The sequence below is a fragment of the Paraliobacillus salinarum genome (assembly GCF_014083865.1).
Lineage (GTDB): Bacteria > Bacillota > Bacilli > Bacillales > Amphibacillaceae > Paraliobacillus > Paraliobacillus salinarum.
The window spans coordinates 1-15,433 of the sequence record NZ_JACEFA010000019.1 but is presented as its reverse complement, the minus strand read 5'-3'; the positions used below and the strand labels follow the sequence as shown (position 1 = coordinate 15,433).

General features: G+C 34.6%; 15 protein-coding genes, 2 tRNA genes, 1 rRNA gene and 1 other RNA gene. 13 read left to right on the top strand and 6 right to left on the bottom strand.

What is annotated here, in order from left to right; translation table 11 throughout:
• Positions 1-24: 24 nt before the first annotated feature.
• The 3 genes from serS to proC all read left to right on the top strand — a co-directional run bounded on the left by serS (position 25) and on the right by proC (position 2,428).
• Positions 25-1,299 (top strand): serine--tRNA ligase, encoded by a 1,275-nt coding sequence (gene serS / locus HP569_RS13275; protein WP_182201658.1) that lies wholly within the window; start codon positions 25-27, stop codon positions 1,297-1,299.
• Between the two features lie 61 nt (positions 1,300-1,360).
• Positions 1,361-1,453, top strand: a tRNA-Ser gene (locus HP569_RS13270).
• Positions 1,454-1,609: 156 nt separating this feature from the next.
• Positions 1,610-2,428: a pyrroline-5-carboxylate reductase gene (gene proC, locus HP569_RS13265; protein WP_182201657.1), complete on the top strand. Its 819-nt coding sequence runs from the start codon at positions 1,610-1,612 to the stop codon at positions 2,426-2,428.
• Positions 2,429-2,465: 37 nt separating this feature from the next.
• Here the strand turns inward: proC and HP569_RS13260 are convergent, their stop codons facing one another.
• Positions 2,466-3,140 carry a deoxynucleoside kinase gene (locus HP569_RS13260; RefSeq protein WP_182201656.1) on the bottom strand — a complete coding sequence of 225 codons (675 nt, stop codon included), beginning with the start codon at positions 3,138-3,140 and terminating at the stop codon, positions 2,466-2,468.
• Positions 3,137-3,778, bottom strand: coding sequence for a deoxynucleoside kinase (locus tag HP569_RS13255; RefSeq protein WP_182201655.1), 642 nt, complete (start codon positions 3,776-3,778; stop codon positions 3,137-3,139). The genes HP569_RS13260 and HP569_RS13255 overlap by 4 nt, the downstream gene beginning before the upstream one ends.
• A gap of 239 nt (positions 3,779-4,017) precedes the next feature.
• Between HP569_RS13255 and HP569_RS13250 the strand changes: the two genes are divergently transcribed.
• Positions 4,018-4,090: transfer RNA gene (locus HP569_RS13250), tRNA-Arg, on the top strand.
• A gap of 523 nt (positions 4,091-4,613) precedes the next feature.
• Here the strand turns inward: HP569_RS13250 and HP569_RS13245 are convergent.
• Genes HP569_RS13245 through HP569_RS13235 form a run of 3 tightly spaced genes read right to left on the bottom strand, consistent with a single transcriptional unit; the run spans position 4,614 to position 8,454 of the window.
• On the bottom strand, positions 4,614-5,870 hold the full coding sequence (locus HP569_RS13245; protein WP_182201654.1) for a Ger(x)C family spore germination protein: 1,257 nt from the start codon (positions 5,868-5,870) through the stop codon (positions 4,614-4,616).
• Entirely contained in the window at positions 5,867-6,958 is a 1,092-nt protein-coding gene (locus HP569_RS13240; RefSeq protein ID WP_182201653.1) for a GerAB/ArcD/ProY family transporter, read from the bottom strand. The genes HP569_RS13245 and HP569_RS13240 overlap by 4 nt, the downstream gene beginning before the upstream one ends.
• Before the next feature lie 14 nt (positions 6,959-6,972).
• On the bottom strand, positions 6,973-8,454 hold the full coding sequence (locus tag HP569_RS13235) for a spore germination protein (RefSeq protein WP_182201652.1): 1,482 nt from the start codon (positions 8,452-8,454) through the stop codon (positions 6,973-6,975).
• Positions 8,455-8,612: 158 nt separating this feature from the next.
• Between HP569_RS13235 and HP569_RS13230 the strand changes: the two genes are divergently transcribed.
• Positions 8,613-9,122, top strand: a complete 510-nt coding sequence (locus HP569_RS13230) for a type 1 glutamine amidotransferase domain-containing protein (protein WP_182201651.1) — start codon at positions 8,613-8,615, stop codon at positions 9,120-9,122.
• A gap of 63 nt (positions 9,123-9,185) precedes the next feature.
• Here HP569_RS13230 and HP569_RS13225 read toward each other — a convergent pair whose 3' ends face one another.
• On the bottom strand, positions 9,186-10,475 hold the full coding sequence (locus HP569_RS13225; RefSeq protein WP_182201650.1) for a glycoside hydrolase family 18 protein: 1,290 nt from the start codon (positions 10,473-10,475) through the stop codon (positions 9,186-9,188).
• A gap of 155 nt (positions 10,476-10,630) precedes the next feature.
• On the opposite strand from HP569_RS13225, the gene tadA reads away from it, so the two are divergent.
• From tadA to HP569_RS13185, 8 genes are all read left to right on the top strand, one after another.
• Positions 10,631-11,119 (top strand): tRNA adenosine(34) deaminase TadA, encoded by a 489-nt coding sequence (gene tadA / locus HP569_RS13220; protein ID WP_182201649.1) that lies wholly within the window; start codon positions 10,631-10,633, stop codon positions 11,117-11,119.
• 84 nt (positions 11,120-11,203) lie between these two features.
• Positions 11,204-11,468: signal recognition particle sRNA large type (gene ffs / locus HP569_RS13215), an RNA gene on the top strand.
• Between the two features lie 188 nt (positions 11,469-11,656).
• Positions 11,657-13,351 carry a DNA polymerase III subunit gamma/tau gene (dnaX, locus tag HP569_RS13210; protein WP_182201648.1) on the top strand — a complete coding sequence of 565 codons (1,695 nt, stop codon included), beginning with the start codon at positions 11,657-11,659 and terminating at the stop codon, positions 13,349-13,351.
• 21 nt (positions 13,352-13,372) lie between these two features.
• A complete protein-coding gene (locus HP569_RS13205; RefSeq protein WP_182201647.1) occupies positions 13,373-13,696 on the top strand; it encodes a YbaB/EbfC family nucleoid-associated protein in 324 nt (107 codons plus the stop codon).
• Between the two features lie 12 nt (positions 13,697-13,708).
• Positions 13,709-14,305, top strand: a complete 597-nt coding sequence (gene recR / locus HP569_RS13200) for a recombination mediator RecR (protein WP_182201646.1) — start codon at positions 13,709-13,711, stop codon at positions 14,303-14,305.
• Positions 14,306-14,320: 15 nt separating this feature from the next.
• On the top strand, positions 14,321-14,533 hold the full coding sequence (locus HP569_RS13195) for a YaaL family protein (RefSeq protein ID WP_182201645.1): 213 nt from the start codon (positions 14,321-14,323) through the stop codon (positions 14,531-14,533).
• A 63-nt stretch (positions 14,534-14,596) separates the two neighbouring features.
• Positions 14,597-14,863 carry a pro-sigmaK processing inhibitor BofA family protein gene (locus tag HP569_RS13190; protein WP_182201644.1) on the top strand — a complete coding sequence of 89 codons (267 nt, stop codon included), beginning with the start codon at positions 14,597-14,599 and terminating at the stop codon, positions 14,861-14,863.
• Between the two features lie 445 nt (positions 14,864-15,308).
• A 16S ribosomal RNA gene (locus tag HP569_RS13185) occupies positions 15,309-15,433 on the top strand; the annotation flags it as partial.

Sequence of the window (15,433 nt, the reverse complement as noted above, 5' to 3'; positions counted from 1 at the left end):
ATAAAACAATGGAGGCATAACGAAATGTTAGATATGAAACGTTTGCGTAATGATTTTGATGAAATAAAGGAAAAGTTAAAGTACCGAGGAGAAGACTTATCTGATCTAGATGCATTTGGTGAGCTAGATATTCAAAGACGTCAATTAATAGCAGAAACGGAAGAGCTAAAAGCAAAACGTAATGAAGTTTCCAAACAAATCTCTGTATTAAAGAAAGAGAAAAAAGATGCAGAAGTAATGATTATTGAGATGCGTGAAGTTGGTGATCGCATCAAGACAGTAGATACTAAGTTAAAAGAAGTAGAACAAAAATTAGAAACATTGCTACTATCTATTCCAAATATACCACATGAATCAACACCAATAGGGGAAACAGAAGATGATAATGTAGAAGTTCGCGCATGGGGTGAAGTAAGTCAGCCGTCTTATGAGCAAAAACCTCACTGGGAATTAGCAACAGAATTAGATATTTTGGATTTTGAACGTGCAAGTAAAGTGACAGGAAGTCGTTTTGTTTTTTATAAAGGGTTAGGTGCCCGATTAGAGCGTGCATTGATGAACTTTATGATGGATCTTCATGCAGATGAGCATGGTTATCAAGAAATGCTACCACCGTATATGGTAAATAGAACTAGTATGACAGGTACAGGTCAATTACCAAAATTTGAAGAAGATGCATTTAAAATTGAAGATTGGGAGTATTTCTTAGTCCCAACAGCTGAAGTGCCAGTAACAAACTATTACCGTGATGATATATTAACTGGTGATGTATTACCACAAAAATTCGTAGCCTTTAGTGCCTCTTTCCGTTCTGAAGCCGGTTCAGCTGGGCGCGATACACGTGGTTTAATCCGTCAGCACCAATTTAATAAAGTAGAGCTTGTACAATTTGTTAAACCAGAAGATTCTTATGATGCGTTAGAAAAATTAACCGGTCATGCAGAAAAAGTATTACAGTTACTAAAGCTTCCATATCGTGTGATGAGCATGTGTACAGCAGATTTAGGATTTACAGCTGCTAAAAAATACGATATAGAAGTTTGGATGCCAAGTAATGATACGTACCGAGAAATTTCTTCTTGTTCCAACTTTGAAGATTTTCAAGCGCGTCGAGCAGGAATTCGCTTCCGTCGTGAAGAAAAAGCAAAACCAGAATATGTGCATACATTGAACGGATCAGGGTTAGCCATTGGTAGAACGGTAGCAGCAATTATTGAGAACTTTCAACAAGAAGATGGCTCTGTCATTGTGCCTGAAGTGTTACAAGCATACATGGGTGGAAAAACAGTTATAAAATAATTTCTCTAAAATTATTGACATGTATAAAAAGAACTGATAATATTAATTTTGTCGTCAGTTCGGAGGAGTACCCAAGCCCGGCTGAAGGGATCGGTCTTGAAAACCGACAGGGGCTTCACGGCCCGCGGGGGTTCGAATCCCTCCTCCTCCGCCATTTTATACAAACAAAACGATCTAATAAATAAACCAAACAGTAGCTAGGAAATAGCTGCTGTTTTTTTGTATTTAGAAATAAACGGATTTGTTATAAATAAAGACAAAGGATAAATATTTTATTATACTTAGATAAAACGATGCAGGAGTGATAGTAATGTTCAAAAAAATCGCATTTGTTGGAGCAGGATCTATGGCAGAAGCATTGATTGCAGGAATGATTAAAGCAAAAATGTTGGCTCCAGCTCAAATTACGGTAACTAATAAATCAAATCAAGCAAGGCTGCAAGCATTATCAAAGAAACATCAGGTGAAAACCACTCCGTCTACTGAAGAAGCAATTGCAAATGCAGATGCTGTTATTTTTGCGATGAAACCAAAAGATATTGTGTCAGCATTGATTGAAGTTAAACCTTATTTACAACCGTCACAGCTAATCATATCTATTCTGGCAGGTACACTGATTGCCTTATTCACAGAACGATTGCAACAAGATAATCCTGTCATTCGTACGATGCCAAATACGTCAGCAACAATAGGATATGGTGCAACGGCAATGACTGCAGGTGAGTTTGTTACTTCAGATCAGCTCGAACAAACGAAACAATTATTTGAGACAGTTGGGAAGGTATCCATTGTAGAGGAAGAACAGATGCATGTAGTGACTGCCGTATCTGGGAGTGGCCCAGCATACTTCTATTATATCGTGGAAGCAATGGAAAAAGCCGCTACAAAAAATGGATTAGAAGCGGATGTTGCTAAGTCGCTCATTTACCAAACAATTCTTGGTGCAGCAGAGATGTTACAGCAAACCGATCTAGAGCCAACTGAATTACGAAACAATATTACAAGTCCAAATGGTACGACACAAAGTGGAATAGAAGCATTAATTGATCATAAGGTAGAAGATGGAATTGAAGCTGCAATATGTGCTGCAATGAAACGTTCAAAGGAATTAGGAGAATTAAAAAAATAAACCAGGCGATTCTTCGCCTGGTTTATTTATTAACGTATTATTGTCTTACTTGCCATTTGCGAGATTGTTGAATGAAGTGTCCGACTTTTTCAAGAACGGAATCAATTGATTGTTGATCGTTAACCACATCGTAATCAGCAATATTAATTCGTAAAATCGGGCATGAATTGAAGCTATTAATCCAGTTTTCATAACGTTCGTGCATCTCTTTCCAATAATCAATAGGTGTTTGCTGTTCCATTGGACGCCCACGCTCTTTAATACGATCAATGACATCATCAAATGAACCTTCTAAATAAATTAACAAATCGGGATGAGGGAAATAAGGTGTCATTACCATGGATTCAAATAAACTATGATACGTTTCATAATCCGTTGGTGTCATCGTTCCTTTTTCGTAATGCATTTTGGCAAATATACCTGTATCTTCATAAATGGAACGATCTTGAATAAAACCGCCTCCATATTCAAAAATACGCTTTTGTTCTTTAAAACGCTCAGCTAAAAAGTAAATTTGTAAATGAAAGCTCCAACGTTCGAAATCAGCATAAAATTTATCTAAATAAGGATTTGTATCTACTTTCTCTAATGAAGTTCGGAATCTGAGTGCATTAGCTAATGCATGAGTCATTGTTGATTTTCCAACTCCAACCGTTCCAGCTATCGTAATTACGCTATCGTGTGGAATTTGATATTTTTCTCTTAAGTTCATTGCGTTAGTTCTCCTTTTTTAATTTGTTGTTCAATAATATGAAGAATTTTATTTAAATCATCTTGATGTTTAATAAAGTCTATTTGATCGCCATCAATACGAATAACAGGTATTTCTGGATGATTCATTTCAAATTCTTTCATAAAGTCTTGATAATCTAACTTTAGTTGATGTAAATAAGAGGATTGAATATTCTTCTCCACATCTCTTCCGCGTAATGAAATGCGTTGTAATAACGTATCTAGACTAGCATCTAAGTAAATCATTATATTTGGCTTTGGCATATCATTTGTGAGTATATGATAAATCTGTTCATATTTCTTAAACTGTGATTCCTTTAGTGTGCGCTTTGCGAAAATCATATTTTTAGAGATATGATAGTCAGACACAACAGGTTTACCTTGTGTTAAGTATTGTTTTTGAATATCTTCTAGCTGTTTGAAACGATTGCAAAGAAAGAACATTTCTGTTTGAAAGCTCCATTCTTCTATATCATCATAGAATTTTCCTAAGAAAGGATTCTCTTCAACGATTTCTTTAAGTAAATGTAATTCAAAATGTGCTGCAATTTTTTTGGACAAAGATGTTTTACCAACACCAATTGGTCCTTCTACAGCAATGAATGGTAAATGTTGCATGTTTCCCCCTCCGATTAGACAACTTTCAACAAATTGTGTGTAAAAAAATAATAATATGACAATCCATATTCTATCACATTTTTCCCTGGCAAAAAGGCTATTCACAAATTTATCAAGATGGAATTTTTAGACTGAAGTGTTTTAGATGATTATGTATGAAGTAATAGCTTTTAAAATATTTTTTAATTTTGTATAATGAATAGGTACTATTAAACTTTAGGTAGAACCAATTAAATTATGGCTCCATAGCTCAGGGGATAGAGCATTAGTTTCCTAAACTATGTGTCGCAGGTTCGAATCCTGCTGGGGCCGTCATATAGTTACGTAAATTATATATAGTAAATTACCGTGCGCCTTCTTTCTGTCATTTTATATCTAAGTGATAATCGTAGGCGTTTTATATATTTGGTTTATTTTCTAAATTTACTATATATTTTTTAAACAGAAGATATAATTTTATGGGGTATTATACAAACGTATTACTTAGAACAAATAACTTGTGGGTAGTAAAAAAGTTTATAGTTTAAAATTGGTTTATATAACGAGGAGAAAATAGAAGAAAAAAATTTTTGATAAAATAAGAAATCAAATGTTAAAAACATTCTCAAATGATTAGACAATTAATCTTTAAATCTAATTTATTTTTTTAAAAAAAAAGATAAAATTTATCGAAAAAAATAATAAAGAATAGGAGATGCCAAAATAAAAGGGATCAAACAAAAAATAGCAACTCCTCCTTCTTTATTTTTTTGTTTTTTAATTTGATCGTAACTAAGAAATAGACAATAAAGAGCAATATAAATGGCCAACATGGTTAACAGAAAGAGTGTCATGATTAATCTCTCACCTCATTTATTTTTGAATCATTAAACATCTTTCCGAAAGACATCCTTTTTAATTGAAAATCAACGTTAATTGTTGCATTTGGGTAAATGTTTTTATTCCAGTCTGCTTTTTCATATGCTGGGATATCTTTGAATTTTTTACGGATATAAAGTGACCAATAAAACGGATCAGAACCGTATACTTTTTGTGATTTTTCAATTAATTTATTAGCAATATTTTCAGTCGTTTCTTCTATTGTTGCACGTAATTTTTGTTGATTATCCTTATTTGAAATGTAATCTACCATACTTGGAATAGCTATTAATTCAACCTCAAATGGAACAGTCACATAAATGGAAGCGTGATTCGTTTTTTTATTGTATTGAATATCAACGTTTGGTTCCGTTTTCTGAACATAATCGACTGATACTTGATAATTAGGGTCAATTGGGTCGGGATAAGTTGTTAACAAATCATTCATTTGGATTGTTTTATCTAATACATTACTCATTCTAGTTTCCTGACCAGAGAATATATCAATCATTTTTCCTTCTTTAAACACAGCAGACCCAATGAATTGTGTGGGATTCCCCCCTTTTTGTGGGATCTGTCCAGCTATGTAATCATGTCCTCCAATAATACTATGTTCCTTAGCTTTTTCTTTAATTGTAGTAGCATATATAGCAAGAAATAAATCTGCATCTCCCTCGGTAATTTGAAAAAAACGATGAAAATCAGCATTAGGAATTAGTCCAGTTTGTCTTCCTCTTTGTAACATATATTGATAATATTTATGTGGCCTTTGTTCCATGGTTGGATGATTGTTATTTAGAAACTCAGAAGCGTCTTCTTTACAAACAATAATTTGCACATTACCTCTAATTTGTGGTGCTCTAGAGATGGATTGAATAATTCGAAGAAAATCATCTGATTTGGCTAGTTTTTCTGATGCAACGATCACCTTTGTATGATCTAGTACTATCTTTTTTGTTACAGTTGAATTGGCGATGCTTGTAGCAGTAAGAATATCGCTTCCAGGAACAGTAATGGTTTCTTTAGCTTCTTCAGTAGAGCCAGCAGAAGCTAAAGTCGATCCTACCTCGGGATTAGCAATCTGAAAAGTAAAGGAATAAGTACTTTTGTCTTCGTTTTTGTCAATTCCAATTGCAATGACATACGATTGTTGTTCTAGCTCTACTTTATCATAACAGCTGGTTAATAAAAGTAAGGAAAACAAAACCATAATCAATTTTATTAGGTGATTCATTTTTTCCTATACTCCCCTTTCAAAGATGAGATAAGCCATAATAGAATAGGGAATCCAATATAAAAAAACGTTAGATAATTTAAAATAGAATTGTAAAAGGTAAACTCATTAATAATGAGGTTCTTCGAAATAACACCTATGATTAATCCCAAAAAACCAACAGGTAGAAGCAATGATTCGATATGTTCAATATGAAAGGTCGCCGAAATGATCCAAGTTACCAAGTAGAGGTAGATGGCGTATCGCAGAAAACTTCCCAGAAGCCAAAAAATCATAAAAAAAGTCTCAATGTTAGTTAAATATCCCCCTAAATTTACATATTGTGTTATATCATGAAAAGGATAGGACATCTTTGCAATAGAATTATAATCAAAAGTTGTTGCATAAATAAAAAAGAAACAAATAATTGAAATGATAGAAAAAATTAAGCCAAGCACAAAGCCTTTTCTGAAAAAGTCTGTCTTTTTAAATGAAGTATAAGCAATTGTAATTAGAAATAGTTCTATAAATATTGATCCTTTTAATGCCCCTTCTCGTAATACAATTATATCTCCTGATCCAAAAATAGGAAAAACACGTTCAATAACTAAATCGTTTAGTATTAATATAATTAAAATGACAGAAGATAACACAAAAAATGGTAAGAAGATTTTTGTTGTAAAGCCAATTACTTCCCAACCTTTTTTGGCAGCAAAATAAACAATTGTAAAAAAAATTAAAGACAGAATGACATAAGGTGTCTCGGGAAAATATAAGAAATTAATTTGTTCGACATATCCTCTATAACTAAAACCCATTAGTAAAAATGAACTTAAAAAAATAATTAAACCAATTATTTTACTTACCAAAGACCCCATAATAGTTTCTATTAATTCAATTAAATTTTTGTCTTGATACTTCTTTAGTAGGTGTAACAATAATAATAAAGATGGCAAAATAACCAATAATGAGATAATAGGCATGTACCAAAAAGCATTTTGTGTTTTTTGGGTAAATAATGATGCAGTAGCATCTGTTGCCTTTAGTGATAGTAAAATAAATAATAATGTAAACATCTCACCAGCTTTTAACATTCTGTTTGGATTCATAATTATCACACCTATTATTTCTTTTTAGAATCTTTTGGTTGAATTTGGGTTGGACGCCAAAGTTCAGCACGAACAGCTTTACGGAATAAGGTATCTTTTGGCGCCTTGAAAGATGGCGCTATTGGTGCTAAGAAACGAACACCAAATGATTTTAATGACGCGGCGTACATAAACCATAGCAAGAAAGCCCCCATTAAAGTTAACATTCCCATAAAACCAGCAGCGAAAATAAAGAGAAAGCGCGTAATTCGTACTGTATAGTTAAGACTTACATCTGAAATTGCAAAAGAAGTGAGTCCGGATAAGGCAGATATAATAACTATAATGGGACTAATGATATTTGCCTCAACTGCTGCTTGGCCAAGTATTAATGCACCTACAATACCAATAGTTGGCCCAAGTGCTGAAGGAATTCGAATCCCCGCTTCTCTAATTAATTCAAAAGCAACCTCCATAATTAAAACCTCTATGAGTAAAGGGAAAGGAACTCTTTCCCTTGAAGCAGTTATAGCTAATAATAAATCTGGAGGAATCATTTGACTATGGAAGTTGGCCAAAGCAACGTAGGTGGCAGAGATCATTGTTGTTAGGTAAAAAGCAATAAATCTTATCATTCTTGTGAAATTTCCAAACATAAACCGAGAATAACGATCTTCTGGACTTTGAAAGAACGTCCAAAATGTTACCGGTAAGATTAGACAAGCAGAAGAGCTTTCCATAAGTAAAACAATATGTCCATTTTCTATGTAAGCAGCAGCATTATCCGGTCGTTCGGTGTAATAAATGCTTGGGAAAATCGAGTATGGTCTTTCTTCTAAATATTGTTCTAAAAGTTCAACATTTCGTACGTTATCGGTATCGATGTTATTTAACCGTTCTTGCACATCTTTCAATATTTCGGAATTAACCAAATCTGAAATATATACAATTGTCACATCCTGTTTTGATCGCTCTCCAACGGAAGAAACAGTAGTAATTAGCTGCTTATCTTTAATTTGTTTGCGAATTAAAGAAATATTCATATGCGTCGATTCAGTAAAAGCTTCTTGTGGCCCCTTAACGACACTTTCATTTTCAGATTGGCTAATTGCACGATGTTGGAATTGAGATACATCAATTGAATAAGCGGCACAATCACCTTCTGATAAAAGTACAACTTTTCCGCTATTAATATGTTCAATAACTTTTTCCATTGTATCGATTTCTTTTAGACTTTCATTCGTTAACACATTAGGGAATGAAGAGCCGTCATCTTCCAATAACGGCTGAACAATTGCTTGTTCTATTTTGTCACTATTGACAATCGAAGCATAATAGAATAAATGTACATTCTTTTTGTTAAAGTTAGCAAATAAAGTACGAGAACAGAAATCTTTATTAATATTATGAGAATACATTTCTTTTAATTGTTTTATTTGCATGCTAGTATGACGGTTTAATGGTGTACTTTTTTTGTCTTGTTTTTTTGTATTTTTCTTTATTGGTTTATAAGACATAGTATCCTCCAGATAATAAATTCCATTTCTAGTGTGTGTAAAGTAATTACTTCTATACTTTAAATGTATAAAAGAAAAAGCTAGTTATATAAATGTTTTGGGATTAAATTACATGGGTATTTTACCAATATAGTATTTATTAAGGAGGGCATGTTCAAATGAGTAAAATCGCATGTGTTATTACAGATTATTTTGAAGATGTAGAATATACCGACCCAGTTAAAGCTTTTGAAGACGAGGGACATACAGTTATAACAATTGAAAAGAAAAAAGGGAAAGAAGTGAAAGGAAAGCAAGGTGAATCAGTTGTCACGATAGATGAAACTATTGATGATGTAAGTTCAAAAGATTTTGATGCTTTACTTATTCCTGGGGGTTTCTCTCCAGACTCTTTAAGGGATGATGATCGTTTTGTTTCTTTTGTTAAGGAATTTATGAAGGATAAAAAACCAGTCTTTGCAATTTGTCATGGCCCACAACTATTAATTACTGCTAAGTCATTAGAAGGAAGGACGGCTACAGGCTATAAATCAATTATGGTTGATATGGAATATGCAGGTGCAAATGTAAAAGATCAGACTGTTGTGGTTTGTCAAAATCAATTGGTAACAAGTCGAATGCCTGATGATATTCCTGCATTTAATCGAGAAGCATTAAAATTATTATAGGATTAAAAGCAATAAAAACTCGCTACCAAAGTAATTGGAGCGAGTTTCATACTTTCTAATCTATTATTTTTGTTTCTTAATCGTAAAATTATCCTCTAACAACAGCCAGTTTTGTGGAAATGCTAAACCTAGCTTCCAGTAGCTGATTCCGCGTAAGTTTAATTCTTTAATTAAATCAAATTTAGCTTGAATCGATCTGGCATCTTCAAACCAAACCTCATGTCGCTTCCCATCTTTATCAGTATAGAAGAAAAACGGTGCTTGTGCTTTTGGATCGAATTCAATTGCTACATTATTATCTCTAGCTAACAGGATAGCTTGTTGCGGACTAATCGCTTTTGCATACTTACCACCTGGTTCATAAGGAAGTGTCCAATCATATCCATATAAATTTTGACCAAGCATAATTTTGTTAGCGGGCATTTCTGTCAAAGCATATTCCACAACTTCTCTTACTTTATCTATCGGTGAAACAGCAAGAGGTGGTCCGCCGCTATATCCCCATTCATATGTCATTAGTACAACAAAGTCAGCTATTTCCCCATGTGCTTGATAATCGTGCGCTTCATACCATTCTCCTTTTTGATCTCTACTCGTTTTTGGAGCTAGTGCCGTAGACATTAGCAATCCTTCTTTGTTTAAACGATCTTTTGCTTTTCGTAAAAAGGTATTATAGGATTCTTTCGCAGTAACTGGTAAGAATTCAAAATCAAAGTGTATGTCTCTAAATCCAATTTCTTTGGCTGTTTTAATAATATTGGTTAATAATGTATCTTGCACTGCTTGATCGGTAACAATAAGGTTTCCTAATTCCGCACTAAATGCCCCTTCTTCTAAGTTTGTAACAACGAGCATTAAAGTTGCATTATTTTTATTAGCAATCGCAGCAAAATTGTTTAATGGTGGCGGGATTAAATTCCCTTTTCTGTCTACACGATAGTTGAAAGGTGCTAGATAAGTTAAATAGGGTGCATTTTTTTCTGCTGCATTTTCTAAAGTACTGGACACGCTATCTCCAAACGGTTCAATGTAAGCATTCGATTCAATTGTTGGTTCTATTTGCTCTGGGATGTATAGACGCATACCGACAGTAAGTGGACTGTTTGGATCTATGTTATTTATTGTAGCTAATTCTTGATAACTTAAATTAAATTTTTGAGCAATACTATATAAACTATCGCCTGGCTGAACGTAATAAAATTGTCCAATAATCGGAATAACAAGAGATTGGCCAACAACCAATTGGTTTGGGTTATCCAGTTCATTTGCTTCATTTATTGCTTGATAGGTCGTTCCGTAAGTATTAGCAATGGAATAAAGTGAATCACCACTTTTTACAACATGAATTTGCATTACTGATTCCTCCTTTTTTCATCATACCGTTATTAGTTTATGCGTTAGAAAAGGTGAAAATGTTCTGTTCTTTTTGTTGTAATGATTTGATACAATAATAAAATAAGTGAATAAATGATCTAAACGTAATTATTAAAAAATAGGGGTTAAGTAATATGACAGATGAAGATTTTATGGAATTAGCATTAGCCGAAGCGATTAAAGCGAATCAATTGGGTGAAGTTCCTATAGGTGCTGTGATCGTGCACGAGGAAGAAGTGATCGCACAAGCATTTAACTTAAGAGAAAGCTTGCAAACTACCGCATCTCATGCTGAAATGTTGGCAATTGATAAAGCAAATGAACAGATAGGTAGTTGGCGTTTGGAGGAATGTACGTTATACGTTACGTTAGAACCTTGTCAAATGTGTGCGGGAGCGATTGTTCAATCACGAATCCCAAGAGTGGTATTTGGTGCGTATGATTCAAAGGCTGGTTGTGCAGGCTCCATTATGAATTTATTAGAAGATAAGCGATTTAATCATCAGGTCAGTGTAACTAGTGGTATACTAGAAGAAGCGTGTAGTGCATTATTAACTAATTTTTTCAAACAATTACGTAGTAAAAATAAAGCAGAAAAAGATAGTAAAAAGGGAAGGAAATAACACAAGTAATTGCTTGCATTTTGCTTAGACAGTCGCTATAATTGTAAATGCGCTTTACTTGCGCAGAAAGTTTTATACCATTTGCCGTGCTAGGTGGGGAGGTAGCGGTGCCCTATACTCGCAATCCGCTATAGCGAGACGGAATTCCCGTCTGAGGTGTATAGCTTTAAGGTCTGCCATAAGGAATTGGTGTTGATGTTTGGGTCCTGCGCAACGGGAGCCCGTGAATTCTGTCAGGTCCGGAAGGAAGCAGCAGTAAGCGGTTTTTCTCGTGTGCCGCAGAACAACCTGAACTGAGCCATGAACTTATGTAACGCTTGGGGCTATATGATCGACGACGGGTGCACGGTGTTACCCAATACATACAAAACCTCTTACCATCATGCGTGAGAGGTTTTTTCAATATAATAAGAAGTTATGTAAATTTACATTCATGTGAATCATGCGCAATAAATATATTTTTAATTGAATTATTCACATTATGCTTCTATTTCAGTTATAATAAAAAGGAATTCCTTAAGAGAGGATCATGTATAAATGAGCTATCAAGCATTGTATCGTGTGTGGCGTCCGCAAAGCTTTGAGGATGTCGTAGGTCAATCACATATTACGCGAACCCTTCAAAATGCCATCGTACAAGAGAAATTTTCACATGCCTATTTATTTTCTGGTCCAAGAGGAACTGGGAAAACGAGTGCGGCAAAGATTTTTGCAAAAACGATTAATTGTAGGCAAGCACCAACAGCAGAACCGTGTAATTCATGTGATGCATGTCTAGGAATTCAAGATGGTTCCATTTCTGATGTCATGGAGATTGATGCTGCTTCCAATAATGGCGTGGAACAAATACGTGATATTCGAGATAAGGTGAAATATGCTCCGAGTAGTGTGGCATATAAAGTTTATATTATCGATGAAGTACATATGTTATCACCTGGTGCCTTCAATGCGTTGTTAAAGACATTAGAAGAGCCACCAAAGCATGTTGTATTTATTTTAGCAACAACAGAACCGCATAAAATACCATTAACCATTATTTCGCGTTGCCAACGTTTTGATTTAAAACGTATAACACAACAAGATATTGTTGCTAGAATGGAAACGATCGTAGAAAAAGAATCTATTTCAATTACAAAAGAAGCGTTACATGTGGTTGCATTAGCTGCAGAAGGCGGTATGCGTGATGCACTCAGTATATTAGATCAAGCGATTTCTTATAGCGATGATCAAGTAGAATTAGCAGATGTGCTTGCAGTAACTGGTTCTGTGTCGCAACAGAAATTGATTGAAATGATTTTAGCGTTATTTAATAAGGATGCTCAACAAGCACTACAATTAGTAGATGGTTTTATTCAATCAGGAAAAGACCCTGGGCGTTTTGTATATGATTCCATCTATTTTTTAAGAGATATCTTAATGTATCAAAGTGCACCACAATTGGATATATTAGACCGCGCAATGGTAGATGAAGATTTTCGACATCTATGCGAAACGTTGCATGCTAACTGGATTCAAAAGACGATTAGTATTTTAAACGATTGTCAACAAGAGATGAAATGGACAAATAGCCCGAAAGTATTTTTAGAAATTACAGTGTTAAAAATAACAGAACAATCTCCACAACCGATGGAAGGCAACACAGTAGAGCCTGAATCAGTAACACAACTACTTAAAAAAGTAGATCTTTTAGAAAAAGAATTAAAAGCTTTAAAGCAAAACAACGTATCACACGACGCGCAACAAACGCAGCAAGCAACACAGAAGCGAAGACAGCCAACAACAAAAAGACAGTATAAAGTACCATATGAACGAATTAGGTATGTGCTAGAGCATGCATCAAAATCTGATTTGAAAAACGTTCAATCTCAATGGGCAAACTTTATGCAACTTTTGAAAAAACAAAATGCGCCAGCTCATGCAACTGTGCAGGAAAGTAAGCCAAGTGCAGCATCAGAGGAAGCTTTGATACTAGCGTTTAAATATGAAATCCATTGTTCACTTGCTTTGGAACACCAACAAACGATAGAATTACTATTGTCTGAGGTTACTGGCAAGAATGTAACAATTATTCCTATACCAGAAGTGAATTGGTTGGAAATTAGACAAGAGTATGTACAGAAACAACGACAACAACAAAGTGCAGATTCAAATGAAGAGGAAGAAATAGACCCTGTTGTAGAGGAAGCGCGTAAACTTGTTGGCGATGATTTATTAGAAATACATGAAGAATAGACATTATAAGGAGGAATTGCCATGCGTGGTGGAGGAAATATGAATAAAATGATGAAACAAATGCAGAAAATGCAGAAAGATATGATGAAAGCACAAGAAGATTTGCAAGCGATGAGTTTTGAAGCAACTGCAGGTGGAGGTATGGTGAAGGTAATAGCAAACGGAAGTAAACAAATTACAGATGTTGTTATTAAAGAAGAAGTCGTAGATCCTGATGATGTTGAAATGTTACAAGACTTAATTATTGCTGCAACAAATGATGTGCTTAAGCAAGTCGACGATCAATCAAATGAAACAATGGGCAAATTCACAAAAGGAATGAATTTACCTGGAGGTATGTTCTAGGAGGTAGTTATTTTGTATTATCCAGAACCAATTTCAAAGCTAATTGATAGCTTTACTAAATTGCCAGGAATTGGACCGAAAACTGCGGTTCGACTGGCTTTTTTTGTACTTAATATGAAAGAAGATGACGTACTTGATTTCAGTAAAGCATTAGTAAGCGCAAAACGTGAATTAACGCATTGTACGGTGTGTGGACATATTACTGACCAAGACCCGTGCCCAATTTGCCAAGATGAACTGAGAGACAACTCGATTATCTGTGTCGTTCAAGATCCTAAAGATGTGATAGCAATGGAAAAGATGAAAGAATTTAACGGTCGCTATCATGTGCTACATGGTGCAATTTCCCCTATGGATGGTGTTGGGCCAGAGGATATTAATGTACCTGCTTTGTTAAACCGTTTGAAGGATGAAGAAGTAGAGGAATTAATTCTTGCAACCAATCCGAATATTGAAGGAGAAGCGACAGCGATGTATATCTCCCGATTAGTGAAGCCATCTGGAATAAGAATTACACGAATAGCGCACGGACTTCCAATGGGTGGAGATCTTGAATATGCTGATGAGGTAACCTTATCAAAAGCTTTAGAAGGAAGACGCGAACTATAAAGGAGAGGTAACGTCATGTCTATGGTGAAAAAGTATAAGAAACAAGAAGTGGATAAACGTTTACTTCAGGATATTTTTCGGATAAAAAATGAGTTGGCGAAAATACAGGATATTATCGAAATTAGTTTTGAACCAAGCGAGATAGGTTTATATGAACTGAAAATAGCTGAGGCGAAATACTTCTATTTATTACGTGAAGCAAGACACCGCGGGGTTAGTGCGCGATAAGGCTTGTTCTATTTTCCTTTTTTCTTTCATAGTATGTACAAAATACTAGAAAGGAGATAGGAAATGAATGCCTCTTTTGTTATTTTAGGAATCATGACCTTAATTATGCTGTTATTAGTAGTGGGGGCTCCTTTAAAACCAATAAAGTGGTTAATGCAAGGTTCGGTAAAAGTTATTATAGGTGTGCTCTGCTTGTTTTTCTTTAATGTTTTTGGAGCTTCTTTTGGACTACATCTACCAATAAACGTTTATAATGCAGGTATCATTGGTCTTTTAGGTATACCGGGTTTTATTTCACTTACGGCTCTCCATTTATTTGTTTTCAATTAAATGATATCCTTCCTTAAATAAAAGGGAAGGATATTTTTTAAAATCAATGGTTTACAAAGTTTATTTGTATATGGTATAGTTGAAAACGTTGCTTTCTACGCAAGCTAAATAAATAATATAATTTCAAAAAACTATTGCTTTTTGTTTTTATGTGTTATATAATTTATAAGCTGTCGAATTGAACAGCAGCTATTTACAACTTAATGAATTTTAGTTTAAAAGATTAAAGAATTAAGTTGACTTTTAATTAGGTTTAGTGTTATGATGATTAAGTTGTCAAAAACAACACCTAATGATTTTGATCTTTGAAAACTGAACAAAACAACCAATATGTTAAGAAGTAACATGCTAGTCAAGTAATGAGTGAGCGAACTCAATGATCGCCGACTAGGTTCGCGACATCCGTGTTGCAACATCGGCATCAGCACATCCATGTGCAAGCTATTTTATGGAGAGTTTGATCTTGGCTCAGGACGAACGCTGGCGGCGTGCCTAATACATGCAAGTCGAGCGCGGGAAGCAAACAATCACCCTTCGGGGTGTGCGTTTGTGGAACGAGCGGCGGACGGG

Coding starts and splice junctions, on each gene's coding strand:
- proC (WP_182201657.1), top strand. CDS start 1,610: ATGTTCAAAAAAATCGCATTTGTTGGAGCAGGATCTATGGCAGAAGCA.
- HP569_RS13190 (WP_182201644.1), top strand. CDS start 14,597: ATGAATGCCTCTTTTGTTATTTTAGGAATCATGACCTTAATTATGCTG.
- serS (WP_182201658.1), top strand. CDS start 25: ATGTTAGATATGAAACGTTTGCGTAATGATTTTGATGAAATAAAGGAA.
- HP569_RS13230 (WP_182201651.1), top strand. CDS start 8,613: ATGAGTAAAATCGCATGTGTTATTACAGATTATTTTGAAGATGTAGAA.
- HP569_RS13195 (WP_182201645.1), top strand. CDS start 14,321: ATGTCTATGGTGAAAAAGTATAAGAAACAAGAAGTGGATAAACGTTTA.
- tadA (WP_182201649.1), top strand. CDS start 10,631: ATGACAGATGAAGATTTTATGGAATTAGCATTAGCCGAAGCGATTAAA.
- HP569_RS13240 (WP_182201653.1), bottom strand. CDS start 6,958: ATGAATCCAAACAGAATGTTAAAAGCTGGTGAGATGTTTACATTATTA.
- HP569_RS13255 (WP_182201655.1), bottom strand. CDS start 3,778: ATGCAACATTTACCATTCATTGCTGTAGAAGGACCAATTGGTGTTGGT.
- HP569_RS13260 (WP_182201656.1), bottom strand. CDS start 3,140: ATGAACTTAAGAGAAAAATATCAAATTCCACACGATAGCGTAATTACG.
- HP569_RS13235 (WP_182201652.1), bottom strand. CDS start 8,454: ATGTCTTATAAACCAATAAAGAAAAATACAAAAAAACAAGACAAAAAA.
- dnaX (WP_182201648.1), top strand. CDS start 11,657: ATGAGCTATCAAGCATTGTATCGTGTGTGGCGTCCGCAAAGCTTTGAG.
- HP569_RS13245 (WP_182201654.1), bottom strand. CDS start 5,870: ATGAATCACCTAATAAAATTGATTATGGTTTTGTTTTCCTTACTTTTA.
- HP569_RS13225 (WP_182201650.1), bottom strand. CDS start 10,475: ATGCAAATTCATGTTGTAAAAAGTGGTGATTCACTTTATTCCATTGCT.
- HP569_RS13205 (WP_182201647.1), top strand. CDS start 13,373: ATGCGTGGTGGAGGAAATATGAATAAAATGATGAAACAAATGCAGAAA.